General features: G+C 71.0%; 20 protein-coding genes. 5 read left to right on the top strand and 15 right to left on the bottom strand.

Annotation, left to right across the window (positions count from 1 at the left end; all coding sequences use genetic code 11):
• Positions 1-163 precede the first annotated feature (163 nt).
• Together ACFT41_RS03615 and ACFT41_RS03610 are read left to right on the top strand one after the other, a co-directional pair.
• The gene (locus tag ACFT41_RS03615) at positions 164-1,441 is read left to right on the top strand and encodes an MFS transporter (protein WP_377585550.1); all 1,278 of its coding nucleotides are present in this window, start codon (positions 164-166) and stop codon (positions 1,439-1,441) included.
• Positions 1,351-4,551 (top strand): ATP-binding protein, encoded by a 3,201-nt coding sequence (locus tag ACFT41_RS03610; RefSeq protein ID WP_377585547.1) that lies wholly within the window; start codon positions 1,351-1,353, stop codon positions 4,549-4,551. Before ACFT41_RS03615 ends, ACFT41_RS03610 begins: the two co-directional genes overlap by 91 nt.
• A gap of 19 nt (positions 4,552-4,570) precedes the next feature.
• On the opposite strand, the gene ACFT41_RS03605 is transcribed toward ACFT41_RS03610, so the two are convergent.
• The 3 genes from ACFT41_RS03605 to ACFT41_RS03595 all read right to left on the bottom strand — a co-directional run bounded on the left by ACFT41_RS03605 (position 4,571) and on the right by ACFT41_RS03595 (position 8,306).
• Positions 4,571-5,914, bottom strand: a complete 1,344-nt coding sequence (locus ACFT41_RS03605) for a ferric reductase-like transmembrane domain-containing protein (protein WP_377585544.1) — start codon at positions 5,912-5,914, stop codon at positions 4,571-4,573.
• Positions 5,915-5,994: 80 nt separating this feature from the next.
• A complete protein-coding gene (locus ACFT41_RS03600; protein ID WP_377613730.1) occupies positions 5,995-7,260 on the bottom strand; it encodes a hypothetical protein in 1,266 nt (421 codons plus the stop codon).
• A gap of 8 nt (positions 7,261-7,268) precedes the next feature.
• Positions 7,269-8,306, bottom strand: a complete 1,038-nt coding sequence (locus ACFT41_RS03595) for a hypothetical protein (RefSeq protein ID WP_377585539.1) — start codon at positions 8,304-8,306, stop codon at positions 7,269-7,271.
• A gap of 129 nt (positions 8,307-8,435) precedes the next feature.
• On the opposite strand from ACFT41_RS03595, the gene ACFT41_RS03590 reads away from it, so the two are divergent.
• Together ACFT41_RS03590 and ACFT41_RS03585 are read left to right on the top strand one after the other, a co-directional pair.
• On the top strand, positions 8,436-8,723 hold the full coding sequence (locus tag ACFT41_RS03590; protein ID WP_377585536.1) for a hypothetical protein: 288 nt from the start codon (positions 8,436-8,438) through the stop codon (positions 8,721-8,723).
• Entirely contained in the window at positions 8,720-9,322 is a 603-nt protein-coding gene (locus tag ACFT41_RS03585; protein WP_377585534.1) for a hypothetical protein, read from the top strand. Before ACFT41_RS03590 ends, ACFT41_RS03585 begins: the two co-directional genes overlap by 4 nt.
• 75 nt (positions 9,323-9,397) lie before the next feature.
• Here ACFT41_RS03585 and ACFT41_RS03580 read toward each other — a convergent pair whose 3' ends face one another.
• The 9 genes from ACFT41_RS03580 to ACFT41_RS03540 form a co-directional block, all read right to left on the bottom strand.
• The gene (locus ACFT41_RS03580; protein ID WP_377590286.1) at positions 9,398-13,762 is read right to left on the bottom strand and encodes an FtsK/SpoIIIE domain-containing protein; all 4,365 of its coding nucleotides are present in this window, start codon (positions 13,760-13,762) and stop codon (positions 9,398-9,400) included.
• An 85-nt stretch (positions 13,763-13,847) separates the two neighbouring features.
• Complete coding sequence (locus tag ACFT41_RS03575; RefSeq protein ID WP_377590284.1) at positions 13,848-14,141, bottom strand: WXG100 family type VII secretion target; 294 nt, start codon at positions 14,139-14,141, stop codon at positions 13,848-13,850.
• 54 nt (positions 14,142-14,195) lie between these two features.
• Positions 14,196-16,613: a hypothetical protein gene (locus tag ACFT41_RS03570; RefSeq protein WP_377613728.1), complete on the bottom strand. Its 2,418-nt coding sequence runs from the start codon at positions 16,611-16,613 to the stop codon at positions 14,196-14,198.
• A gap of 35 nt (positions 16,614-16,648) precedes the next feature.
• Positions 16,649-17,293: a sigma-70 family RNA polymerase sigma factor gene (locus tag ACFT41_RS03565; protein ID WP_377590071.1), complete on the bottom strand. Its 645-nt coding sequence runs from the start codon at positions 17,291-17,293 to the stop codon at positions 16,649-16,651.
• Between the two features lie 257 nt (positions 17,294-17,550).
• Positions 17,551-18,711, bottom strand: a complete 1,161-nt coding sequence (locus tag ACFT41_RS03560) for a CaiB/BaiF CoA transferase family protein (protein WP_377590070.1) — start codon at positions 18,709-18,711, stop codon at positions 17,551-17,553.
• The gene (locus ACFT41_RS03555) at positions 18,708-19,880 is read right to left on the bottom strand and encodes an acyl-CoA dehydrogenase family protein (RefSeq protein ID WP_377590068.1); all 1,173 of its coding nucleotides are present in this window, start codon (positions 19,878-19,880) and stop codon (positions 18,708-18,710) included. Before ACFT41_RS03555 ends, ACFT41_RS03560 begins: the two co-directional genes overlap by 4 nt.
• Entirely contained in the window at positions 19,877-20,794 is a 918-nt protein-coding gene (locus tag ACFT41_RS03550; RefSeq protein ID WP_377590067.1) for an ABC transporter permease, read from the bottom strand. The genes ACFT41_RS03555 and ACFT41_RS03550 overlap by 4 nt, the downstream gene beginning before the upstream one ends.
• Positions 20,791-21,810, bottom strand: a complete 1,020-nt coding sequence (locus ACFT41_RS03545; protein WP_377590065.1) for an ABC transporter permease — start codon at positions 21,808-21,810, stop codon at positions 20,791-20,793. The genes ACFT41_RS03550 and ACFT41_RS03545 overlap by 4 nt, the downstream gene beginning before the upstream one ends.
• 129 nt (positions 21,811-21,939) lie before the next feature.
• Positions 21,940-22,653, bottom strand: coding sequence for an ABC transporter substrate-binding protein (locus ACFT41_RS03540; protein WP_377613727.1), 714 nt, complete (start codon positions 22,651-22,653; stop codon positions 21,940-21,942).
• On the opposite strand from ACFT41_RS03540, the gene ACFT41_RS03535 reads away from it, so the two are divergent.
• On the top strand, positions 22,636-22,929 hold the full coding sequence (locus ACFT41_RS03535) for an enolase C-terminal domain-like protein (RefSeq protein ID WP_377589002.1): 294 nt from the start codon (positions 22,636-22,638) through the stop codon (positions 22,927-22,929). The two genes, ACFT41_RS03540 and ACFT41_RS03535, sit on opposite strands and share 18 nt — an antisense overlap.
• A 292-nt stretch (positions 22,930-23,221) precedes the next feature.
• Here ACFT41_RS03535 and ACFT41_RS03530 read toward each other — a convergent pair whose 3' ends face one another.
• Genes ACFT41_RS03530 through ACFT41_RS03520 form a run of 3 tightly spaced genes read right to left on the bottom strand, consistent with a single transcriptional unit; the run spans position 23,222 to position 26,268 of the window.
• Positions 23,222-24,076 (bottom strand): sugar phosphate isomerase/epimerase family protein, encoded by an 855-nt coding sequence (locus ACFT41_RS03530; protein ID WP_377589004.1) that lies wholly within the window; start codon positions 24,074-24,076, stop codon positions 23,222-23,224.
• A 6-nt stretch (positions 24,077-24,082) separates the two neighbouring features.
• Entirely contained in the window at positions 24,083-25,264 is a 1,182-nt protein-coding gene (locus tag ACFT41_RS03525) for a substrate-binding domain-containing protein (RefSeq protein WP_377589005.1), read from the bottom strand.
• A gap of 20 nt (positions 25,265-25,284) precedes the next feature.
• Positions 25,285-26,268, bottom strand: a complete 984-nt coding sequence (locus ACFT41_RS03520) for an ABC transporter permease (RefSeq protein WP_377589006.1) — start codon at positions 26,266-26,268, stop codon at positions 25,285-25,287.
• Positions 26,269-26,270 lie beyond the last annotated feature (2 nt).

Here is a 26,270-nt window from a genome sequence, read left to right as displayed (position 1 = left end):
CGCCGCCGCCGGGCGCCACCCCACGCCCGCTGACGGGCGGTTCCCTGGTCCGATGCCCCGGTCTGTTGCGCGCCACGGCGACACACCCATAATGCACCGGCCACCCGATTCACCCTCGGATTGGCTGAGCCCTCACTCTGATCGTCACGGCCCCGGAGGCCTCATGACCAACGTCCGCCCCCCTCAGCAGCTGGTCACCACCGACGGCGCACCGGTGCCGCGACCGCGCGTCGGCCGCCTGCTCGTGCTGCTCTTCCCGGCGGTGGCGGCCATGTACGCGCTGTTCAACGGCATCTCGGCCGTCATCCTCCCGGCCCAGGTGGAGGCCGTGGACCCGACGTCGAAGGTCGGCAACCTCGCCCTGCTCACCACGCTCGCGGCCGTCGCGTCGATGGTCGCCATCCCCGCCGGTGGCGCGATCTCCGACCGCACCCGCTCCCGCTACGGGCGTCGGACACCGTGGATCGCCGCGGCGGCGACGGTCTCGGCCGTCGCCTGCATCCTCCTGGGGCTGGCCGAGAGCCTGCCGGGGCTGATCGCGACCACCGTGGTGCTGTGGTTCGCGGCGAACTTCTACTCGGGTGCGATCACTGCGATCCTGCCCGACCGCGTTCCCCCGCGACGTCGTGGCGTGGCGTCGGCGGTCATCGGGCTGGGCACCCCGGTCGGCATCGTCTTCGGCGTCCAGGTGGCCAGCCGGGTGGGCCAACTGACCGCCTACGCCGTCATCGGCGCGGTTCTGCTGGTCACCACCGCGCTGCTGCTGCTCGGCGCCCGGGAGGGCTCGGCGCGCGGCCTGCCGGTCGCTGTGCGTGATCGAAGGAGCCCGGGGCAGTCTTTCCGGTCGTTCTTCGCCGCGTTCGCCACCCGGGACTTCCGACTGGCCTTCTTCAGCCGGTTCATGCTCTTCGCGTCCTACTTCGTGGTCAGCGGCTACACCTTCTACACGTTGCAGGACTACGTCGGCACCGGCAATGTGCCCGACGGCGACGTCGCGACGGCGGTGAGCACCCTGCTCACGCTGAGCGTCGTGGTGTGGGTGGTCGTTGCCAGTCTTGCGGGCTGGATCGCGGACAAGGTGGACCGTCGCAAGCTGTTCGTCGGGGTGAGCGCCCTCGGCGTCGCCGCGTCGATGATGATCCCCCTCGCCATGCCCACCTGGACGGGGATGCTGGTCTACTCCGCCTGCCTGGGTGCCTCGATCGGCACCTACTTCGCCATCGACCTGGCGGTCATGTCCCTGGTGCTGCCGGACGCCGACAGCGAGGGCCGCGACCTGGGGATCCTTCAGGTGGCCACCGGCCTGCCCCAGCTGCTCGCCGGTGCGGTGGCCGGTGCGGTGATCACCTGGTGTGGCGGCTACCCCGCATTGTTCGTCTTCGGCGCCCTGAGCGCGGTGGTGTCGGGCCTGCTGATGCTCCGCATCAGCAGCATCCGGTGACCCGCCCGGAAGGAAGCCGCGGCAGGCAACGGCAGGTGGCGCGGCACCTCGCGACTGGTAGCCTCCGTGGGGTGGATGGAGTTCCGTATCATTTCGACGGATACGAGCTTGACACCTCCCTCTACGAGCTTCGACGTGCCGGGCAACGCATCCCGCTCGAGCCCCGGGCGTTCGACGTCCTCCATCACCTGATCTCGCACCGTGACCGGGTCGTGTCCAAGGAAGAACTCCTCGACTCGGTGTGGGGCGACCGCTTCGTCAGCGAGGCCGCGGTCACCACCGTGCTCCGGACCATCCGCGTGGCGATCGGTGACGCCGGCAAGGAACAGCGGCTGATCCGTACGACATATCGCCGCGGCTACCAGTTCGTCGGGACAGTCGTGCAGGCGGCGGCAGGGGGCCGGCCGGGGTCAGGGCATGGCGTTCCCCTGCCCGCTCGGCTGGCGGCGTCGTCGGGCCTGGGGTTCGCCGGCCGGGAGCACGAGCGCGCGGTGCTCGCGGACGGGTGGAAGGAGGTGATCGCCTCGGGACAGCGGCGGGTGGTGTTGGTCAGCGGAGAAGCGGGGATCGGCAAGACGACGCTGTGCTCGGTGTTCTCGGCGGCGGCGCACCGCGAAGCGGTGGTGCTGTACGGGCGCTGCGACGAGGAGTTGTCCGTTCCGTATCAGCCCTGGCGGGAAGTGCTGACAAGTCTCGACCGCGACGCCCCCGACGTCCTCGCCGGCCATCAGGAGGCACTCGCGCCGTTGTTGGGTGGCGCGTACGCGGCGGACCTGGAATCGGATTCCGCCCGGTTCGCGCTCTACAACTCGGTCCTCGACGTGCTCGGCGCCGTCTCGGTACGTGGCAAGCCCGCGCTCGTCGTCCTCGACGATCTGCACTGGGCGGACGTGCAGACGCTCGCTCTCCTGCGTCACCTCGTCGAGCGGGCCCTGACGACACCGGTGTTGGTGATCGCGACGTTCCGGGATACCGATATCGACACCTCGCATCCGCTGGCCGTGTTGCTGGCCGCGACCCATCGCGAACCGGGCATCACCCGGTTGGCCCTGCGTGGTCTCGACGGCAGCGAGGTGCTCAGCCTCCTGGAGACGGTCGCGGGCCACGAGATGGACCACGACGGGCTCGCGCTACGGGACGTGCTGCGGGCCGAGACGGAAGGCAACCCGTTCTTCGTCACCGAGATCCTCCGCCACCTCGCCGAGACCGGGGCCATCAGCCAACAGGACGACGGCCGCTGGGCGGCTCCGACCTACCTGCGCAACCGGGGGCTGCCCGTCAGCGTGCGCGAGGTCGTGGGCCGCCGCGTCCAACGCCTCGGCCCCGAAACTCGTCGGGCACTCGACACCGCCTCGGTCATCGGTCGGGACTTCGAACTCGATCTCCTCTCCGAGCTGCTCAGCGAAGACCCCGCCCGCACGTTCGAGCGCCTCATGCCGGCGGTGGACAACGCACTCGTCACCGACGCCGTCGGACGGTTCGCCTTCACGCACGCCATCGTCGCCCACACCCTGTATGCGGAGCTGAGCCCCACCGCGCGGGCGTTCGGCCACCAGGCGGTCGCCGCGGCGTTGGAGCGACGCGTCGGCGACGACGCGGGCGAGCGGGCCGGGGAGATCGCCCACCACTGGATCCACGCCATCGGCCCCCAGAACCGCAGCAAGGCCGCCTGGTACGCGCAGCGGGCGGGCGACTACGCGCTGACCCGCCTCGCGCCCGACGATGCGGTCGGCTGGTATCTCCGCACCCTCGAACTCCTCCCCACCGGCGACACGACGCAGCGCGGTGAAACCCTCGTCGGCCTCGGGACCGCCCAACGCCAGGCCGGTGACCCCGCACACCGCGAAACGCTCCTCGACGCCGGCCGTCTCGCCATCGACCTGCACCACGACGATCTCCTCGTGCGTGCCGCGCTCGCCAACAACCGCGGCGACGTCAGCCAGTTCGGGACTGTCGACGACGAACGGGTCGAGATCCTGCGCCGCGCGATCGCGGCACGGCCCCGCGCGGCCGACGGTGCGCTCCTGCACGCGATGCTCGCCATCGAGATTCACGCGGGGCCCGAGGAACAGGTCGAGGAGGCAGCCTCGGGTGCGCTTGCGCTCGCCCGCGAGGCCGGCGAAGACCGCGTCGTCGCGCACGTCGCGCGCCTCACCGAAAGCGCGCTACGCACCCTGGACGCGCTCGACCGCCGTGAGCAGTTGTTGCACGAGGGCATCGCCGCCGCGGAGCGCACCGGTGACGCGCGACTTCGCGGCATGCTCTCGATGTCCCACCACGAGATCGCACTCGAACGGGGCGACCGCGACACGATGAACCGGGAGAAGGACGTCCGGGACGCGTTCGCCAAGCGCAGCCCGGAACCCTTCGTCCGCTGGACCAACGCGCAGACCCAGTCGATACACCTCTTCCTGGACGGCGATCTCGACGGGGCCGAAGCCGCCGCCCACGCCGCGTTCGAACTCGGCGTCGCCACCGGACAGCCCGAGGCGTTCTTCGGCTACGCCGGCCAGGTCTTCCAGATCCGCCGCGCCCAGGGCCGCGTCGCCGAAGTGGCCGAGACCCTCGAACAGGTCCTCGAAGAGAACCCCACGCTGCAGGTCTTCCGGGCCGGCCTCGCCCACGTGTGGTGCGAGCTCGGCCGCGAATCGGACGCCCGAGCGCTCGCCGACTCCCTCGACGTCTCGCCCGGCGGCGCACCCCAGTTCTGGTCGACGACCCTGATGCTGTGGGCCGAGGCCTGCCACTTCCTCGCTCTCCCCGCGCCGGCGTCCCGGCTCGTGTCGATCCTCGACGGTTGGCGGGGCCAGGTCGCCAGCACCGGCGCGACCACCGAGGGTGCCATCGCCTACGGGCTCGGTCGTGCGCTGGCGACCCTCGGTCGTCTCGACGACGCGGCCGCCGCCTACGACCTGGCCCTCACCGTCAACCGTCGCCTCCGGGCCCCCCTGTTCGTCTCCCGCACCCAACTCGCCTATGCCGAACTGCTCGCCGGGGTCGAACCCGACCGGGCACGCGCCCTCGCCACCGACGCGAGGGCGGCCACCGATCGGTACGGCTTCGCCGGCATCAGCCGCCACAGCGAGCAACTCCTCGAACGCCTCGGTTGAGCTGGCCGTTCGCCCCCACTCACGCCCCCAGGCGGAACGCCTCGATGTGCCGCTGACGGGCCGGCACCCGGAGTGCACGCAGGCTGCGTTGCACGGTGTCCGCCATCGCGGCCGGGCCGCACAGATAGACGTCACGTTCGGCGATGTCCGGCACCAGGCCACGCAGGCTCTCCGGGCTGAACGGCTGGCTGCCGTCGGTGGTACGGCCGGTCAGCAGGTGCAACCGGGCTCCCCGGGCCTGCACCAGGTTGCGCAGCTCGCCGATCAGCACCGCGTCGGCGGGCGTCCGCGCCCGGTAGAGGACCACGATGTCACCGGTCAGGTCCCGGTCCTCCAGCAGCGCCCGGATCGGCGTGACACCGATGCCTCCGGCGATCAGCAACGCGTTCTCCCGGGTGCGGCCGGCGGTGGTGAGCGCACCGTACGGTCCCTCGATGTAGACGCGGGTTCCCACCGGCAGCTGCCGCAGCCCGGCACTGGTGGAACCGATCGCCTTCGCGGTCAGCCGCAGGGTGCGGCCGTCCGGTGCCGCCGAGAGCGACCACGGGTTGACCTGCCACCAGGAGTTGTGGCCGGGGAACCGCCACCAGAAGAACTGCCCCGGCCGGGCGCGCAGCCTGTCGAGCCGGTCGCCACCGACGTACACGGAGACGGCCTGATCGGTCTCCGGGACGACGGCGACGACCCGCAGCCGGTGGCGGGCGTTGCGCACCAGCGGCACGAACAGCCGGTTGACGAGCAGCGAACCGATCGCGAAGGCCCACAGAGCCCACCAGTACGCCTTGGTGAGAGTGCTGGAGGCGAACGAGCTGCCCTCGTAGACCTGGTGGATCACCGACAACACGATCATCACGTACACCACCAGGTGGGTGGCATGCCAGGCCTCGTAGGACATCCGGCGGCGGGCCATCCGCACCGAGGTCAACGCCATGACGCAGACCAGGCCTGCGGCGATCATGCCGAGCAGCACGGGCATCTGTTCGGCCAGGTTCGGAATCTCGGCGAAGAACGAGATCCGGTCGAGCTGGGAGTAGCCGAGCAGGACGAACGTCGGGTGCAGCACCACCAGCCAGAAGATCGTGAAGCCGGTCCACCGGTGCCAGTTGGTGAGCTTGTCCATGCCGATCCGCCGTTCCAGGAACGGCACGCGCCCGATCAGCAGCAGCTGAAGCGCCATCACGAAGCCCAGGTGCAGGCCGAGGAACCGGCCGATCGAGGTCAGGGTGTTGGGCGCCGGCCTGCTCGGATTGGCGAACATCACCTCGACGATCACCAGGTTGACCAGGAGGAAGATCCAGAGCGTCAGGTAGGCGGCTCTGGACTGCCCGGTGCGGCGCACCTGCGGCGGAGTTGCGGTGTACATCGCGAACCTTCCTGAAACGGCCCGGCCGGGGCCGGTGGGAGAGCGTGCCACGAGGGCCGGGCGAGAAGAGAAGCCTGGGTCTAGCGGGACGGTGCCGTCACCGTCACACCGATCTCCGGGAGGCGAACCTTCCCGTCTGCCTCCGCGTTCCAGCGCCAGCGGGCACCTGGTAGATCACCGAGCACGATCGCGACCTGCCCGCTGCCCGGCCCGCACGCGGCGAGCAGGTGCGCCGCCTCGTCGGCCGACGGCGTCTCGGGGAGCACCGCCAGGGCGGTGAGGGTGCGCCGGTGGGCGGCCAGGCGCACCATCCCGTCGTCCGTGCCGGGGCCGCGACCGGTCACCCGCAGCTCGGTCACCGACCGCATGCGAACCGCGGTGGATGGCAGGCCCGGTGCCTCACCGCAGAGTCCCGGCACCGACAGCACCGGCAGATCCGGGCGGAACCGCGTCAGGTCGGCGAGGAGATTCGCCAGGACGTCGATGGCGACCCCGGCGGATCCGCCGATCGCGAGGACCCCGTCGAGCCAGGTGAGGTCCACGAAGAGCGTTCCGTCCTCGCCGCCGACCCGGACCAGGCACGGTGCCACCGCATCGCCCAGGGAAGGACGGTTGCCGGACGACGCCTCCACGGGACGCGTCCACATACCGTCCGTCTCGGCCTGCCACGGTGTGCGGGGCGCGTGATCGGCGGTCACCCAGGCGGTCACCGCGCCCTCGCCGACGCGCAGGGCGTACGCCTCGACCTGGTCGGCCGTCAGTTCGGCGGCGGCGTGCCAGGCCAGCGAGGGCCGGGCCCGGTCTGCGGCGAACTCGGCGGAGAGTTGGGCGCGTACCCGCATCCGCTCCTGGATCCGGCGGTGCCAACGGGCGTTCTCGAGGTATGCGTGGTAGCGGCCACGCACCCGGCGCACGATCCGGCGCCGGAAGATCACCAGGAGGCTGAGGAGCGCCAGGACCACCGCGCCGACCAGCGCGGACACCACCTTCCAGGTGAAGAACGAGGTTCCGCCGGAGTCCGGGGCCGACCCGACCCGGCCGAGCCGGACGTCCGGGCCGCTGGCGTCGGCCGGCAGCAGCAGGATCCACCCGGCGCGGACCTCGCCGGAGTCGGTGAGCGTCCCGCCGTCGCTCTGCGGCCGTCCGCGGTTCAGGCCGAGGATCTCGCTGGCGCGAGCCGGGTCGCCGAGGGTGCGCTGGGCGATCTGCGGCAGGGAGTCGGGACGCCCGCCGTTGTTCTCGGGGGCGCGCACCACAACGACCTTGACCACGTCGTCCGCAGCCGCCTGGGCGGCGGCCGGTGCGACAAGGGCGACGGTGAACGCCGTGGCCACCAGCAGCAGCATCCGCCGGATCATCGGGCCGGGGTCCAGCCCTGAGTGGCGGCGCTGGCGATGATCGTGTCGGTGCTCTTGTCCGCGACGTTACGGTAGAGCGGCGATCCGTCCAGGGTCACCTGTTTGGTCCCGTCCTTGCGGCTCAACCACCAGACCCGGTCCGCGTCGATGCCATCGAGCTTCACCTTGCCGCCGTTCTTGGCGACCACCGGCTGCCACAGGGCCGCGCAGGCGCCCGTGCAGTTGCTGGCCGGCGGGTCGGTGTCGTCCTCGCCGAAGCGGTAGACCGTCGCGCCGTCGTCGTCGACGACGACCGGCCCGTCCTTGCTCTTCCTGGCGGTCAGCGTCCTGGTCCGATCCGGCGGCGCGGCCTTGACGACCGCCGTGGCGATCAGCGAATCGATCGCCTTGCCGTCGGGCGCGAACGCGAACCAGGCGTTGTCGACGCCCTGACCGTTGAGGTCACCGGGCACGGTGTCGCCGGCGAAACGGTAGGCCGGCCAGCCTCCGATGGTGACCTGCACGCCGCCGTCCGGCCGCCGGATCGCACCGATGTCGTCGGTCTTCATCCCGTCGACGAAGACCCGGCCCCCGGCCTGGATCAGCACCGGCGGCCAGTCCTTGACGCACTCACCGGCGCACTTCGAGGTCGGCGGTTCGGCCGAGTCACCGGCGAAGCGGTACAGGGTGAACCCGGTCACGTCGGTCACCGTCTCGCCGATGGATGCCTTGTTCGTGGAGAGCTGGACCCACCTCACCGGTGTCGGGGCGTCCGCCGCCGCGGCGGTGGGCGCCGGGGGCTCCGTGGTGGCCGCGAGGTCCACCGGATCCGCCGTGTCCGCGGGCTTCGTGGTGGCCGCCGGGGCTGCGTCGTCGGCACGGCCGTCACCGGTCAGGCCGGCGCTTGCGGCCGGCGCGTCCACCAGCTGGATCTCGCCGCCGGCGAGGACGGGTGCCGGGGCCGGGGCAGCGGAGTCGTTGCCCGCGCAGGCGGCCGCGAGGAGCACCACCGCAGCAAGAGGGGCGGTCAGTGCGCGGGCCGGGGTCCGGGCCACGATGACACCTCCGGATTCAGTTGAAGTCGACAGGTACGGTCTGCACGACCCACCGACCGATTCGGTTTGATGAAAGTGGCACAGCTCACATTCCATGAACCGTTTGGGGGGCCCGCTCGTGAAGCGCCCATGGCCAGATCAGACATCGTGGTCCCGGGTGAGGATCTCCAGCAGGCGGCGGACGCGATGCGCCGGGTACTTCAGACCATCAACGTGAAGCGGAGTTCCGCGGACTTCAACCGGGTCGTCGGCAGCCCGGTCCGCGACGCGGCGGAGAACTTCGAGGACCGCTGGGACGCCGGCCGCAAGCAGCTGCGTGAGGAGTGCGACGACATCGTGCAGGCGATCGACATGATCCTCGACGCCTTCACGGCGGTCGACGAGCAGGGTGGCAACAGCCTGGGCGGCGGCAGGTGACCGCCACCGTGCACGCCCCCGGATCGTTCACCTTCGAGGTGCCGGACGGCTGGCTCGACTACGACCTGGCCGGGCAGGACTTCAGCAGGCAGCAGAACGAGCTGCGGGCGGCCGCGACCACTCCCGAGCAGCGCAGTGCCGTCGACGACGCGCTGCGCCAGGCCCGCCGCCTGTTGCGCACCGCCCGGCAACGGGGTGCCGCCTCCGCAGCCGGAATGATCGCCCGCGACGACGACGGCGGGCTGCTCATGGCGTTCGTCGGGGTGTTCGGGGTGACCGTCCCGGACGGGACGCACCTGTCGGTGGCCGACATCGCCCAGCAGGTGTCCCGCCCGGCGCGGGTCGACGGCCACGGTGACCGCACCGTCACCTCGACGAGCATTCCCGGCGTCGGGGTCGTCGCCAGGATCACCGGCACCGAGATCGTCGAGCTGACCGGGACGACGTCCGCCGTGATGGTCGCGATGCACACGATCGTCCCGGTCCCGGCGCAGCCAGGGTCGTACCTGGTGGTCACCTGCATGAGCCCGAACCTGCCGCTCGCCGACGCGCTCCACGACGTCTTCGACGCGATCACCGGCACGCTGCGCTTCGCCTGACCGCCTGGCACAGCCCGGCCCGGTCCGGCGCACGAGGGCCGGTGCTGCCACCTGGCAGCACCGGCCCTCATGTGCTCAGTCCGCCTTCGGCACCTGCACGGCGGTCAGCACCCCGTCACCCAGGTGCAGGTAGGCGCGCCCCGGCTGGGCGGCCTGCCCGACGATGCCCCGTGGGATCCGCATGCCGATCAGCTCACCGTCGGTGATGCTCTGCGGCCCGATCAGCAGGCCGGCCCGGTTGCGCTTGAGCTGGGTCAGCCAGCCGGCCAGACCGAGGCTCAACGCCTCCGCATTGCCTGCCACCACCAGGCCCCACCCGTTGCCTGCCGCGCCGCGGGCCAGCATGTTCAGGTCACCGTCGATGTCCGACTGGGCGAGCAACTCGGCATCGTCGACCACCACCGCCCCGGTCTCCTCCGGAATGCTCTTCAGCAACTGTCGGAAGTCCACCGCGGCGACCCCGGCATCGGTCACCACCCCGGTCACCCCCGGATGCCCGGCCAGGTCCCGCAACGGCGAGCGGCGTGGTGCCACCACCAGCAGCCCCGTGCCGTTCTCCAGCAGCGAACGGGCGACCGTCAACAGCGCGGTGCTGCGACCCGACCGTGGCGGGCCGCCGATCGCGAAGGTCGGGATGTCGACGAAGTCCGGCCCGAGAGGAGCCACCTCGTCGCCGCCCACCCCGACGAACGCGGTGAGGGCCCGGCCCTTCTCCGGCGCCATCCGGCGCACCTCGGCGTACCCGATCAGGTCGGGCAGCGCCGCGAACCGGCGTGGCCGGGCAGCCGCCGGCACCGCGGCGTCCCGGTCGGTGATCCGCCTGGCCCCCTCGGTCAGCGCCGCCGCCTGCCCCTGTCCCGTGATGTCCGGGCCGAGCACGGCGATCTGCGCCTCGGCGTGGTCGGAGATCCGGATCGCCCGGCCCGGTCCCTGCTCCGGCGGCACGTCCCTGAGGTTCAGGCCCACCAGCGAGTAGTCGCTGCGGTCGTTGAGGCGCAGCACCAGCTTCTCCTCGGTGGCGCCGGCGAACCGGCCCGAGCCGAGCACCTTGTCGCCCGCCAGCACGACGTGGATGCCCACCCCGGCGCCGTCGCGCAGCAGCCGGGTCAGCCGCTCCAGATAGCTGCCGTTGTCGTGGGTCGCGAAGTCCCGTTCGAACACCTCGAACCGGTCCACCAGCAGCATCAGGTGCGGCAGCCGCTGCTCCGGCCGGGCGCTCCGTCGCTGCTCCGCCAGGTCCGCCACCCGCTGTTCGCCGAAGAGCGACTGCCGCCGGGTCAACTCGGTGTTGAACCAGGTCAGCATGCGATCCAGGCGCTCGGTCTGCAGCCGGTCCACCACCGCGCCGCAGTGCGGCAGGCCGGCCAGCGGCAGGAGCGCCCCATTGCCGCAGTCGATCGCGTAGACGTGCACGTCGGCGGTGGAGTGCCGGACGGCCAGCGCGGCCGCCAGGCTACGCAGCGCCTGCGAGCGACCGCTGCGGCCGGACCCGATGAAGAAGACGTGCCCGGCGCGATCTGCGTCGAACAGCAGTGGCTCGCGGCTCTGCGAAGCCGGCAGGTCGACGATGCCGTACGCCACCGCACCCAGATCGCCCGGCACCGCCGCGACCGCCGGCTGCGGCACCTCCGCCCACTGGATCACCTCGGCCAACGGCGGCAGCCACGGGCTCGGTTGCCGTGGCACACCCATTCGCTCGGTCGCCGCGACGATCGCACCGACCAGTTCCCGCAGGTCGGTGTCGGCCACACCTCCGGCCACACCCCCGGCCGCGGCCCGGGCCACCCTGCGGGCCGGGACCGGGTCGCCCAGCCGGGTCCAGTCCACGTGGGTGACCTCGACGCGCACCTGGTCGGCCCGCTCCCCCAGCACCGGCCGTTTGCCGCCGATACGCCCGGCCTGGAACGGCAGCAGTGCGGCGTATCCGAGGCGGGCGTACGCCCGGCCCGGCGTGCGCGGCGACAGCTCGCCGGCATCGGGTGCGTCGATGATGTCCCGGCTCTCGCCCTGGTCCGTGGTCCGCAGCGCGATGCGCAGGTTCGTGTTCGCCCGGATGTCCGGGGTCACCGCGCCGGACGGACGCTGCGTCGCCAGCACCAGATGGATGCCGAGCGACCGACCCCGCTGCGCGATGTTGACCAGACCGGTGACGAAGTCGGGCAGCTCCCGCACCATCGACGCGAACTCGTCGATCACCAGCACCAGCCGCGGCATCGGAGGGACGCTCCTGTCCCGGGCCCGGCGCTCCTGGTAACGGATGATGTCGGAGGCACCTGCATCGGCCAGCACGTGCTCCCGCCGGCGCAGTTCCGCGCCGAGCGAGGTCAGCGCCCGCTCCACCAGGTGGGTGTCCAGGTCGGTCACCATACCGACGGTGTGCGGCAGCTGCTCGCACTCGGCGAAGGCACTACCGCCCTTGTAGTCGACCAGCACGAAGGTCATCTCGTCCGGCCGGTTCGCCACGGCCAGCGTGGCCACCAGGGTCTGCAGCAGCTCCGACTTGCCGGCTCCGGTGGTGCCCGCGATCAGGGCGTGCGGCCCGTCCCGGACCAGGTCGATCGCGAACCGGCCGTCCAGCCCGGCGCCGAGCACCGCCTCGGTGCTCCGCGGCCGGACCGCCCAGCCCGCCTCGATCTTCTCCGGGGTCGGCGGCTCCAGGTCCAGGATGTCGAGCAGGCGGGCCGACTGCGGCAGGACCGTTTCGTCTCCGTCACCGGCCGCGCCCAGCGGCGCCATGCGCCGGGCCGCCCGCTCGTACCAACCGGCGTCCGGTTCGTCGGCACGGATGCCGACAACCTGCGCCGCCTTGGCGGTACGCAGCGAAGCCCCGCCCGCACCGGACACCACCACGGCCCGGCACTCCTCCGGCAGCAGCCGCTCCTCCGGCTCCAGGCAGAGCACGTAGACGCCGACCGCGGGCCCGTCACGCAGCAGGGTGACCGCGCCGGGCATCGACCGCAGCCGCCGCGCGCCGTCGAGCACGACCAGGATGTCCGGCTCCCCGGTGGCCCCGCCCCGCTCGGCACCGTTCTGCCGGTCGCCAGCGGACCTCGCCACGATCACCCGGTTCAGCTCGGCGATCCGCCGGGCCACCGACTCGGCGCTGGTGCCGATCCGCACGTACGCCTCCTCGCTGTCGGGCCGGACGTGCGGCAGCCAGCGCAGCCACGACCAGCGCTGCTCGCCGGAGGCCTCGGTCAGCACACAGATGCGCAGGTCATCGGGGCTGTGCAGGACCGCCGCCTGGGCCACCAGCCAGGGTGCAAGGCGGGCCAGGCGGTCCCCGGCCACACCGACCACGCCGCTGTCGCGCACGTCGAGGGCCACCGGAACCTGCCCCAGCTCGGGCACGGTGATCCGACGATGTTCGTCCAGCGCCGGGTCCTCCACCCGCACCGCCGACGGCATCGAGCACGTGCCGATCCGCAACGCGAGGAAGTCGTCGTCGCGCCACCGACGCTCCCACAGCCGCTCGCCGGGCAGAGTGGCGATCCGCCCGGTGGAGGCCGGGTCCGGGTAGGCGTACCGCCGGGCACGCTGCTCCTCGAGAACGGCCTCGTCGATGTCGGCCCGCACCCGGGCGAGCTTCTCCTCGTACTCCTGTGTCTGCTCGGCGAAGCTCTGCCTGCCGCGCCGCTTGGTGCCGAACTGGGTCAGCAACGCGCCCAGCGGCGAGATCAACGCCAGGAAGATGAACCGCCAGTTGCCCGTCGCGAGGATGCCCACCAGGGCACCGATCGCCGGCATCAACAGCAGCGTCACCAGCGGGATGGGACTCTTGTCCGGCTTGGTCGGCTCGACCGGCAGCCGGAACTGCCCGCCCGGGATCTGTGGGAAGAACCGCGGCTGGCGGTTGAACTCCCAGGTGAAACCGTCCGACGCGCGAGTCAGCGGAGCCCGCAACGGCACCCCGGTCGCCAGCTCCAGCAGGATACCGCCGATCGCCACCTGGCGGCCCGTCGGCCACTCGGCGGTGCCGTCCAGCGGTTTGCCGTCCATCTCCATCGCCGACCCGGCGGTCACCTCGACCGTGCGCTCCGCGGTGACCAGCAGCCGCGCGGCGACCGGTGGCACATCGCCGGCCAACCGCACCCGGCAGGTGGGCGCGCTGCCCACCTCGTACTCCCCGGGCGGCAGGAGCACGATGCCCCCGGCGCCCGGACCGCCCACCAGCCGCACCTCGACGGCACCGGCCCGACCGGCCGGGGGCCGCGCCGGACGGTTGAGGCCCAGCTCGGCGCCGGCGCCGATCCTCGCCTCGGCCAGCGACCACCGCGGGTCCAGCGGGGTGACACCGTGAAAGAGCGTGCCCGGACGCCCGCCGACGGCACCGGCCAGCTCGGCGGTGAACGCACCCACCGAGGTACCCGGCTCTGCCTCCACCACCAGCGGCTCCGCAGCCGGCGAGGCGTCGGACAGCACACTGACATTGAGACGCACTTCGATCCTCCTCCTTTCGTCAACAGCGGACACGCCCGGTGCGGATGTGCTCCGGGCGTGTCCGAGGGGTCTGCCGCCGTTGCGGTCAGCCGAGGCGCGAGCCGAGATCCTGGTCGGTGGAGGCGAACGCCTCCCCGACGGAACGGACGTAGTTGCCGATCCCCTGCAGGCCCTGGTTCACCTGGTCGAAGCCCTTGGCGAACTCGTCGAAGAAGGGTTGGAACTTCTGCTGTGCCGCTGGGGTGCGATAGCCCTGGGCGAGCAGGTTCTGCACCTTGCCTCGCACCTCGACCAGTTTGTCCTGCAGCTGGGTGAAGTCGTTCAGCAGCGCCGCCGAAGTCTGGGCTGTCTCGTCACTGTTGACCACGAAATCGGGCATGGTGATACTCCTTGCTCTCTCTGAGTGTTCGCCGGCCCTCGACCGGCGAAGTCGCTACCTGCGGAATCTCTTGGTGAACCCGGTGCTGTCGTCCGCGGCCGTCGCGGGTGCGGATGCGGATGCGGCACCAACCTGGACCGTGGCGTCGGCCAGTGCATGCTCGCCGTCCTCGTTCTCGTCCTGCCGGTTCTCGATGGCGGTCGAGGCGGCGTGGCCCGCTATGTCGGAGACGGTTTCCTGCACAGCGTTGGCCGCACGCTTCTCGATGTCGTCGTCGGCGTCCGGCTCCGTATCGACGTTCCGGGCGTCGGGGGTGTCACCGGCAGGGGACGGCGGCCCTGCCGCCTGCGGACCGGGGTCCTGTCCGGCTCCGGCATCGGACTCCGATCGCGGCCGCGATCCGCCCGGACCGGACGTCGTCCCACCGCCCGCACCCGCCGGGGGTACGGCCGGCGCACCACCGGCGCCGGGGGCAGCGGGCGTCGCGGTCGGCGGCGGCTCCGCGTTCACGGTCTCGCGACCGGTGCCGGACACGCTCGCGGACTCCCGGCCAGCGCCACCCGACGGCGGCGCAGCCGGCTCCGGGCTCTGCTGTCCGGTCGGCCCGGACGGGGCCTCGGGCGCGACGCCGTCCGGTGTCGACCCTTCCGGCCCAGATCCGGCCGGAATCGAGTCGACCGGTGCCGGATCGACCGCTGTCGAGTCGGCCGGCACCGAATCGGCCCGGGCCGGGTCTGCGGTGGTAGGCCCCTCCTGTGCCGTGCCCCCGGCACCTCCCCCGGTCGTCGGCGCGGGGCCGGGCGTGGAGCCGGCCGTGCCGCCGTCCGCACGGCCCACGGGCTCCTGGGAACCATTCCCCGAATCCACCACGGCCTGTGCTTCGCCGGGGACTGCGCCTCCGGCCGGGCCGCTGCCGTCCGGTGACGAGGTCCCGGTGTCCGCATCGGAGCCGACCGCAGCCGGGTCACCTCCCGCTGGGATCCCGGTCCCATCCGGCTTCGGCTCCGGAGTGTTGGCCGGGGCACCGGTTCCCGCCCCGGCACCTGGGGTAGCCGGAACACCACCGGCCCCCGGAGCGGTCGGCGCGGCGCCGACAGCAGGATCGTTGCTGGCGGGGCCTGCTACCGGAGCGGCGGCCGTGGGAGGTGGAGCGTCCGTGGGAGGTGGAGCGTCGGCGGGGGGTGGAGCGTCGGCGGACGCGGTGCCACCGCCCGGCGCACCGTTACCGGACGTGCCACCGCCAGCGGACGCCTCGCCCCCGCTGGATGGTGCGCCCCCACTGGATGGTCCGTCACTACTGGATGGTCCGTCACCAGCAGAAACACCGGTGTCGCCCGACGTCCTGCCCCCAGCCGGGACGTCGCCGCCGCCCGACGGCACGTCGAAGTCCGCACCGCGGGAAACACCTTTCTGAAACCCGTCGACGACACCGCCGGCCGCCGCGCCCGCCGCCGCGCCGCCGAAGATCGAGGCGGCGTTGAAGCCCGCGCTGTCCTTGTTGCCGAGCTTGTTGAGTCCGACGGTGGCGACCTCCTCGACGACGCCCTTGCTGAAGTCCGTCACCACCTGCCTGCCGAAGGCGCCGCCCCGTCCACCGGCCGTGAGGACCCCGGTGATCAGTTTGTTGTTCTTGCCGATCTCACCGAAAGCCTTGGCGCCGCTGCGAGCAGTCGCGACCAGCCCGGGTGCCACACTCTTCGCGCCACGCGTGAACGAGCCGATCAGCTTCGCGCCGGGGACGAGAGTCACCAGGCCCACCAGAAGGGTGCCCAGTTCGAAGTTGCCGTTCGCAGCCTGGACCGCCGCCGTGACCACGACCGCCACCAGGGCGAGCACGATGCCGACCACGGGCAGAACCACCCCTACGATCGCGATCGCGATGTCGATGATCAGCCGGAAGATCGGATTGTTCCGGAAGAAGTCGCCGATGCGTTGGAAGAACCTTCGCCGGGGCGGCGGTTTGATCGCTTTCGAGGCGGCGTCGTCGAGCGCCTGGTTACATCGCGCGGAGGCCACCTCCCGCAGCCGGCGGGCGTCCGCGGCGAGCCGCTGGGCCGCCGAGAGTTCAGCGCGCGCCCCGGCGATCTCATCGGCCTGCGCCTGCACCTCCGCGATCTCCGCGGGCGTGGCGGCTGCCGGCGACTGCGGCGCCGTACGCCGGGCGACACCCACGGCGGCGGTGGCCTGATCCATCGCCGTGTCGATCCGCGTCTGCTGGTCACGCAGCGCCCGGGCATACGTCCGGTACGCCTGCGCCGCCGCGTCGAACGAGTCCACCGTCTGTTGCAGCTTTCGCGGCAGCTTGTCGAGCATGTCGCGGAGTTTCTCCATGGACTCACCGCGCGCCTGCGACAGCGAACCGCCACGGCCCAGGACCCGTACGCCGGTCTGGGCGTCATCCCGGATCTCCTCGTAGAGGCGAGCCAGTTGGTCGATCTGATCCGGATCTCCCGGGGTCGGGTCCCCGGCCATGCCCAGAATGGCGAACCCGGAGGTGTGCCGCCTGCTCACGGGATATCCTCCGAACGGGTCGACGGTGCGGAGCCGAACTCCGGCATCAGTGGCACCAGTTCGGCGCGCAGCGCCCTGATCGCGTAGTGGGCGCGCGACTTGACTGTTCCAGGCGGGATGCCGATGGACTTGGCCGCCTCGGTCACCGTGCTGCGGCGGAAGTAGAGCTCGAAGATCACGTCGCGGTGCTCGACGGTGAGCCGACGCAGCGCGGGCATCAGGTAGGCGGTGGCCACGACCGCGTCGGCGTGATCCTGCACCGGGCGTTGCAGGACGGCCCACGTGTCCTCGGCCACCGGGTATGCCCGTCGTCCCCGCAGCACGTCGACAGCGACGTTGTGCGCGACCGTGTACAACCAGCTGCGAACCGAGCCCTCCCGCCCGAACAGAACCTGCCGGTTCCGCCACGCCCGCAGCAGCGTCTCCTGGTACACGTCGTCGGCGATGTTCCGGTTCCCGGTCAGCCGGGCAACGTACGCCCGCACCGGCTCGCCGTGGCAGGCCACCATGTCCGCATAGTTCTGCTCGGCGGTCGGCGCGCGGCCCGGGAGGCGTGCCGCCTCCGGATTCCGGGCCTGCCTGCAGACCCGGGCCGTGGCCGCCTCACGCGGCGATCCGCCGCGGCTGCCCCCGACGGACATCTGGCCACCCCGCCTCAGGGCGTGCGGGAATTGTCCCTGCTGTACGCCGCCACCCACGCCGACGGCATCGGTGGCGGGAGCCTGGGCGGTAGTCACTGCGACGTTCTCTCCCTCGGCATGCGGGTCCGCCGGTCCGGACCCGCGCAAATCCTGCGGGAATCGCCGCGCCGATACTTTTCGATTGTCTGAGGAATTTCTGAGGACGAACGGAAGACCACCGTGGACCACAGGAGCCAGATGATCCGGCGACAGCTATGTCAGCGGCCCGGCGTAGCCCGCGCACCGGCGAGCGCACCGGGAGACAGCTCGCCGAGCCGTGGTGGGCCGCTCCGGTATCGCGGTGGCGATGCGCTCAACCGAATCGGATGGGCCACCTGGCGGGACGCCGTGCCCTGTTCCTGGTCAGGGATCTCCACCACCGGGTCGAGGCCGAGCCGGTCCGCCAACGCGAAGGCCCCCGCGAGATCGTTGACCGGACCACACGGCACCCCGACCGCGCTGAGCAGGCCGGACCAGTCGTCTGCGGTACGCGGCTCGAGTTGCCGACTCAGCTCCTGGTGGAGGAGTTCCCGGTGGGCGACCCGGGCAGCGTTCGTCCGGAACCGCGCGTCGTCCGCCAACCAGGGCGTACCCAGGGTCGTGGCCAGCGCCCGGAACTGGCGGTCGTTGCCCACCGCGACCACCATCGGCCGATCCGCGGTGGCGAAGGTCTCGTACGGCGCGATGCTCGGATGGCGGTTGCCGATGGCGTGGGGAACGGCACCTGTGGCGAGGTAGCCCGAGGCCTGGTTGACCAGCGACGACAGCAGCGAGGACAGCAGGTTGACCTCCACCCGTTGGCCCTGCCCGGTCCGGTCTCGGTAGCGCAGGGCGGCGAGGATCCCGATGGCCGCATGCAGGCCGGTGACGACATCGACGACGGCGACCCCGGCCTTGACCGGCTGGGCGGGGTCGGGGCCGGTGACGCTCATCAGCCCGCCGACGGCCTGGACCAGCAGGTCGTAACCCGGCAACGTGCTCTGCCGACCGAAACCGGTGATGGAGCAGTAGACCACGTCGGGCTTGGCGCGCCGCACGTCGTCGTACCCGAGCCCCAGCCGGTCCATCGTGCCGGGGAGGAAGTTCTCCACCACCACGTCCGCGCGGGCCACCAGGCCTTCCACCCCGGCCCGGCCCTCCGGGGTGCGCAGGTCCAGGGTCACCGAGCGCTTGTTCCGGTTGACGGCCAGGAAGTACGTGGCGTTGCCGGCCTCGTCCCATGGCGGACCCCAGGCTCGGGTGTCGTCCCCCCGCCCCGGCCGTTCGATCTTGACGACCTCGGCGCCGAGGTCGGCCAGGAGCATCGTGGCGTACGGTCCGGCCAGGACCCGGCCGAAGTCGGCGATCAAGAGCCCGCCGAGGGCGTCGGGTCCGGTCACCGGAAGGCCGCCTCACCGGTGAGTGCCTGGCCGATGACCAGTTGGTGCACCTCGGAGGTGCCTTCGTAGGTGAGCACGGACTCCAGGTTGGCCGCGTGCCGGAGCACCGGATACTCCAGGGTGATGCCGTTGGCACCCAGGATGCTGCGACACTCACGGGCGATCGTGAGCGCCTCTCGAACGTTGTTCAACTTGCCGACGCTGATCTGCTCCGCTCGCAACCGACCGGCTTCCTTGAGCCGGGCGAGATGCAGCGCGAGGAGATGCCCCTTCACCAGTTCGACCGCCATGTCGGCCAACTTGGCCTGGGTCAGTTGGTATCCCGCCAGCGCCCGGCCGAAGACCAGCCGGGTGCTCGCGTACATGGTGGCGGTCTCCAGGCACTCGCGGGCAGCGCCGAGTGCGCCGAAGACGATGCCGAAGCGGGCCTCGTTCAGGCATCCCAGGGGCCCGGACAGACCGCGCGCGCCGGGAAGCATCGCCGACTCCGGCAGCCGGACGTCGTCGAGCACCAGCTCGGAGGTCACCGATGCCCGCAGCGACAGCTTGCCGGTGATCTCCGACGTGCTGAAGCCGGGCGTGGCGGTCGGCACGACGAATCCGCGTATCCCCTGTTCGGTCCGTGCCCAGACGATGGCGACGTCGGCGATCGAGCCGTTGGTGATCCACATCTTGGTGCCGTTCAGCACCCAGTCCCGGCCGTCCCTCCGGGCCCGGGTTCGCATCCCGCCCGGGTCGGAGCCGAAGTCCGACTCGGTGAGACCGAAACAGCCGATCGCCTCGCCAGCGGCCATCCGGGGCAGCCACTGCGTCTTCTGCTCCTCGCTGCCGTACCGGTGAATGGCGAACATCGCCAGGGACCCCTGAACCGAGACCAGGCTGCGGACCCCGGAGTCGGCGGCCTCGAGTTCCAGGCAGGCGAGTCCGTATGCCGTGGCCGACAGGCCCGCACACCCGTACCCCTCCAGGTGCATGCCGAGCACGCCGAGGGCACCGAGTTCCCGGGCCAGTTCACGCGCCGGAATGGTGGCGGACTCGAACCACTGCGCGACGTGGGGCCGAATCCGATTCTCGGCGACCTGCCGCACGGTGTCTCGGATGGCGATCTCCTCGTCCGCGAGCAGCGGCTCGATCTCGAGCAGTCGTCTCCAGGTTGACGTCCGGCTCACGGCGCACTCCTTCTGGCATCGCCGGTCACGCCGACGCGTTGGGCGAGTTCGGGATCGACCGACCGGGCCGACGACTTGGTTCTCGGGTCGAGCAGATCACGCAGGGCGTCTCCGACGATGTTCACGGCCAGGGCGATCAGGAAGATCATCAGGCCGGGCAACAGTGCCAGCCACCAGGCCGTCGCGACGTACGCTTTGCCGTCGGCAAGCATCGCCCCCCAGGTGGGTTGGGCCGCGTCGACGCCCAGTCCCAGGAAGGAGAGCGAGGCCTCGGTCACGATCACCACGCCGATCTCCAGTGTGGCCACCACCATGATCGGCGCGAAGATGTTCGGCAGGATGTGCTTGACCATGATCGCCACGGTTCCGACGCCGAGCATCCGTGCCGAGGCGACGAATTCCCGCTCCCGCAGGGACAGCGTCTCACCGCGAACCAGGCGGACGTAGAGCACCCAGCCGCTGGCTATCAGCGCGATGATCACGTTGCGGAGGCCGGGACCGAGGATCGCCACGATGGCGATGGCCAGCAGGAGGAACGGAAACGCCAGCCACGCGTCGATGATCCGCATCAGCAGCGAGTCGACCCAACCGCCGTAGTATCCGCTGACCAGACCGACCACGACCCCGATCAGCACCGACACGGTCACCGCGACCAGTGCGACGATCAGGGCGACCCGGGTGCCCATGATGAGCCGGGACAGCACGTCGCGGCCCAGCAGGTCAGTGCCGAGGAGGTGCCCGTCGGACAGCGGAGGAAGCAGCCTCGCCCCGAGGTCCTGGGCGTTCGGGTCCTGTGGCACCAGCAGTGGCGCCACTATCCCCACCACGACGAAGAGCATGGACACGAGCACCGCGACGCGGGTGGACCAACCGCGCAGCAGTCCCGTACGCAGCACGTGCGCGAGAGTTTTCATGCCCGGCTCCTCCTGCCCTGCCGGATCCGGGGGTCGAGGACCCCGTGGAGGATGTCGGCGCAGAGGTTGACCAGCACGAACAGCACGGCCATCAGCAGGACACCGCCCTGCACCAACGGGTAGTCGCGGGCTCGGATCGCCTCGACGATGAGCCGTCCCAGACCCGGCCAGGAGAAGATGGTCTCCACCACGATCGCTCCGCCGAGCAGCGAACCGATCTTGACTCCCATCATGATGACGGTGGGCGGTAGCGCGTTGCGGAGCATGTGCCGGATCACGGTCAGGTGGCTGACGCCACGGGCCCGTACCGCGTCGATGAAGTCCTGGTTCTTCGCCTCGATCAGACCGGCGCGCAACACCCGCACGACGGTGGCCGCCAGCGCCGTACCGAGCGTCACGCTCGGTAGCGCCACATGCCGCAGGGCGGAACCGAAGGCGGCCGGGTCGCCGCTGAGCAGGCTGTCCAGCACGACGAAACCGGTAAGGTGCGGCACGTCGACCCCGAGGTCGAGCTGGGATCCGGTCGGCAGTACGCCCAGTTTCACCGAGAAGAGCAGGATGAGCATGATGCCGAGCCAGAAACTCGGCATCGAGATGCCGAACAACGCGATGGCGCTGCCCGCCCGGTCCACGAAACTGTTCTGCCGCAGGGCTGACACGACCGCGATCGGCACCCCGACGATGGTCGCGACCAGCACCGCGCCCACGGTCAGCTCGATCGTCGCGAACAGCGCCGGTTTGATGAGCGACAGGACGCTGGCCCCGCGGAAGATCGAGTTACCGAGGTCGCCGGTGACGGCCGAGCCCAGGAAGTGCAGGTACTGCAGCAGCAGTGGCCGGTCCAGACCGAGGTTGCGGCGCACTTCCTCCTTCTGCTCGGCGCTGACGTTCTGCTCACCGAACAGTAGGTCGACCGGGTCACCCGGCGCCAGGTGCAACAGCAGGAAGACGATCACGGAGACGATGAGGAGCACGAACGCTGTCTGCAGCAGACGGTTGAAGAGAAGTCGGAGCATGACACCTCCAAACAGATGTCTCGTCGCGCCGGGGGACTGACGCGGGACCTACGGTGAGCCCGGAGCCGGGACGCCCCCGGGAGTGCCGACCGGGCCCGGCCCGTCGGCGCGGGCCCGGTCGGCGACAGGTCACCCCGCCACGTACGCCTCGGTGAGGTGGTAGATCCCGGTGGGGGACGGCTCCCAGCCCTGGAGCGAACTGGACACGCCGTACATCTCGTCCGGGGTCACCAGGGGCCGCCACGGCGCGTCGCGCACCAGAAGGTCGATGACCTTCGCGTAGTCCGCCAGCCGGGTGGGCTGGTCGGCGGTGCCGCGAGCGTGCTCGATCAGCGCGTCCAGCGCCGCGCTCTCGTAGTTCGTGTAGCGGCTGTCGTCACCGCGCTGGCTCCAGAAGTGCCGGCCGACGATGGCGTCGAGGTCGCCCTCGGCCACCCCCCAGGAACCCAGGTACGCCTGGCTGCGGCCGGTGGAGATGGCCTGGTTGAAGGCCTCGTCCTCGAGCGGCTGGAGCTTGACCTTGAGGCCGGCCGAGGTCAGTTGCCCCACCACGGCCTGGGCCAGCGTCAGGTCGGACTGCTTGATGTCGACCGTCACCGGGACACCGACCGACTTCAGGGTCGCCGCGGCCGGCTGCGGAGCGAAGCTGAAGCCGGCGGCCTGCTTCTGGTAGCCGAACATCTGCGGGAACGCCGGCTGGTTGAGCGCCTGGGCCCGCCCCTTGTAGAGGCTCTTGGCGAGTTCCTCGGTGTTGATCACGGAGCCGACCGCCTGCCGCACGCCGACGTCGGTGAACGGGGCGGCGGTGACGTTCATGGCGAGGAAGTGGCGCGGCGCGTCCACGACGTCGCCGAGGCGAACGGCGTACCGGTGTGGTGTGGCGGGATGCTCGAGTGCGGCATCGGTCGCGGCCCCAACGTGGCCCTGGCGGCACTGCCCAACTTCGTGCTCCCCGGGGACACGTCCGCGTCGAACCGGTACTTCGCGCAGGACCTCACCCCCGCCTTCACGCTGGAGGACGGAACCCTGCGTGTCCCCACCGGCCCGGGCATCGGAGTGGAGATCCGCACGGACGTGCTGGCGGACCTGACCGTGTCGACCACCACCATCCCCCTGTGACCGCATCCGGCTGCGCTACTTCGCCCTCGCCTGGGTCAGGCCCCGGCGGGAGATGCTCATGAACATCATCTCTATCGGCATGATCTACACGAAACCGGCCGCCGCTTCCGCGACCGACACGCGCGATCTCCGGCACTGCGGCCACCAGCCCCGAAGCATCACCCACCGTTACATCAACGGTGGCCACGCGATAATGGCGCCAATACTTCTGGGAAGTCCTCCTGGGTTCCGCTCATCGACCTGGTTCGGGTTCTGCCTCCTCTGCGACAACTCGTCCCAACCCAGCAAGGCACTATTCGGCGATGACCTCCCGCAGATAGCGCAGGCCGTCCGTGGCGAGACGGTCCTGCGAGGGGGCGAGCGGACGCCAGATCGCCGCAGCGGTGGCGATGGTCTCGTTCTCTGCCGTGAACGACTCGATGCAGACCGCGCCCCGGTAGCCGGTGTCCCGCAGGACGGCGAAGAAACGCGGCCAGTCGAAGTGGTCGGCACCGGGTGCGCCCCGGTTGGTGCCGCTGACCTGGACGTGCTTGATGTGCCGGCCGGCGACGGACAGTGCCGCGTACGGATCGGCCTCCTCGATGTTCATGTGATAGGTGTCGATCATGATGCCGACGTTCGGCGGCAGTCCGTCGATCAGCTCGACCGTCTGCTCGATGGTGTTGACGACGCTCGTCTCATAGCGGTTCAGCGCCTCGACACCGATGCCCACGCCCTGCTCGCCGGCCTGCTCCGCCACCGGCGCCAGGGCCCGCCGGAAATCCGCGTAACAGGCCGCCCGAGCCGCCGGCGACATCCGCCAGGTGCGGCCGACCGCGGCATACACGGGGCCGCCGACGCACGGTGCACCCACGGCCGCCGCGCTCGCCACACACCCCAGGAGATACCCGACGGTCGACTCCACGACGGCCGCAGGGGCGTTCACCAGGTCCCGCCCCGGTGGGGTGACCGCGCAGACGCCGGCCGCGACGAGGCCGTGCGCGGCCAGCAGGTCCCGGGTGCGGACCGGATCCCAGTCGCCAGGCTGCTCGATCGGCAGCTCGACCGCGTCGAAGCCGTACGAGGCGATCCGCGGGATCAGCTCGGCGAGGGCTCGGTCGTCGACGGGCGAGGTCCACACCCAGGGGTTGACACCGACGGCGTACACCGCAACCTACTTCCAGCGCTGGGGATAGCCGGGCAGGTCGGTACAGCCGCACATCGCGTAGTGCAGCGGCGGCATGTTCGCATCGAGGTACCGGTCCAGGTTGTCCTGGGTGATGGTCGGCTGTGGCAGCTTCCAGGGGTTGGACACCTGCTGGCCGTCGAGAATCCGCAACGCGGCGATGATCGGCGTGCGCCACTGGTAGGTCGGGTAGGTCGGCGCGATCGCCGTGAGGTTCTTGTCCTTCCAGATCTTCAGGAAGTCGAGCTGGTCCTCGCCGTTGATCGGTGGCACGGGCTTGCCCGCGTCCTGGAACGCCTCGACCGCCGCGACGGCGACCGCTCCGGCGTCCATCCAGACGCCGTCGATGGTGCCGTACCGCTGGATGTAGTCGTCGACGATCTTCTTGGTCTTGGCCGGGTCGCCGTCGGTGAACTCGACACCCACGACGTCCACCTTCGCCTTGTCGAACGCGACCTTCGCCGCCGACCAGCGGGTCTCCAGGACGTCGACGCCGGGCAGGATCCGCAGGGCGAGGACCTTCCCGCCGGGCTTCATCCGCTGGCTGACGAACTCGGCTCCGACGTGGCCGAAGCCGTAACCGCCGATGGGGTTGATGAACGTCACCGGGCACTTCGTGTCGACGCCACGGTCGAAGACGACGACCGGCAGCCCTGCCTTGCAGGCCGCCTCGACGGCCGGGGTGAGCGTGGCGGTGGTGTTCGGCGAGACGATGAGGGCGTCGCAGCTCTTGCCGAGCAGGTCGTTGATGTCCGCGATCTGCTTCTGGTCCTTGCCTTCGGCGTCGACGTGCACGAACTCCGAGATGCGGCTGCGCTGTGCCTCGACCTCGGCCTGCATGGTCTTGAACCCGACCTGCCGCCACGGGTTGTTCAGCGCCGCGTTCGAGAAGCAGATCTTGTGCGGACCGCTCTTCTTGAACTTGGCGGTGTCCACCATCGTCGGGTTCAGCACCTGTTCCCATGGCTTGTCCGCAGGGCCGGTCGGGGCCGCGTCGAGCAGCGTGAGCTCGGCGTCGTAGTCGGCCTGCACGAAGAACTTCGACTGCTCCCCGGTGCCCGATCCGGCGGCGGAGGCGCTGCCGGAGGGGCCCGCGGCGGGCTCGTCGGTGGCGCAGGCGGTGAGTGCCAGCAGGGTGACGGCGGCCAGCGCCGCCATGGAACGTCGCACTATGGTTTCCCCTTGTCTCGTTATCTCGCTGAGGAACGCGTTGCCGAGACCGCCACGGCGAGCAGAATGATCGCGCCCTGGACGGTCGACCTGAGGGCGCCGGAGACGCCGTAGAAATTCATGAGGGCGAACAGCAGTTCGAGGGTCAGCGCGCCGAGCATCGCGCCGACGACCGAGCCGCGACCCCCGCCCAACGCGACGCCGCCGAGGACGACTGCGGTGATCGCACCGAACTCCAGGCCCGCACCGGCCTGGAACGACACCCCGCTGTAGCCGCCCAGGAGGATCGCCGCCACGGCCGCCGCGAGCCCGCTGAGGATGAAGGCGATGGTCCGGGTACGCCAGACGCGTACCCCGCTCAGTTCCGCGGTACGCGGATTGTCGCCGACGGCGACCAGCGTCCGGCCGAAGTCGGACCGCGCCAGCAGCACGGCAAGGGCCGCGACGGCCAGCAGGACCAGCAGGGCGTACGGCACGCGGCCGAGCAGCGGCACGTCCTCGACGGCCCGCCGGCCGAACCGCCGGAACTCCTCGGAGAGCCCGCCCTTCGGAGAGCCGTCGGACCACAGGTACACCGCCCCGACGAGGATCAGGAACATGCCGAGGGTGGTGATGAACGACGGCACCCGCAGTCGCGTCGTGATCAGGCCGTTGACCACCCCGACCGCTGCCCCGAAGGCGAGCAGGAGCAGCACCACCGGCCAGGTGCGGGTCGGGTCACTGTCGATCAGCCGGGCGGCGACGACCACCTGCGCGGTGACCAGCGAGCCGACGGAGAGATCGAACTCGCCGCAGACGATCACGAAGTACTGGCCGGCGGCGAGCAGGATGATCGGCGCGGAACGGCCGAGGAACGACATCAACGACGGCGGGTCGAGGAAGTCGGGCTGCCGGATGCCGACGAGCACCAGCAGCACCGCGAGAATGGTCAGGATCGGCAGCACCCCGCCGGGGCGGACCCGGATGAGGCGCAGTGGCAGCGGACTACGCCGGACGGTCTGCATGG

This window comes from Micromonospora sp. NPDC057141 (assembly GCF_042670805.1).
GTDB lineage: Bacteria > Actinomycetota > Actinomycetes > Mycobacteriales > Micromonosporaceae > Micromonospora.
The sequence above is the reverse complement of the archived record's forward strand: the minus strand, read 5'-3'. Positions and strand labels throughout refer to the sequence as shown.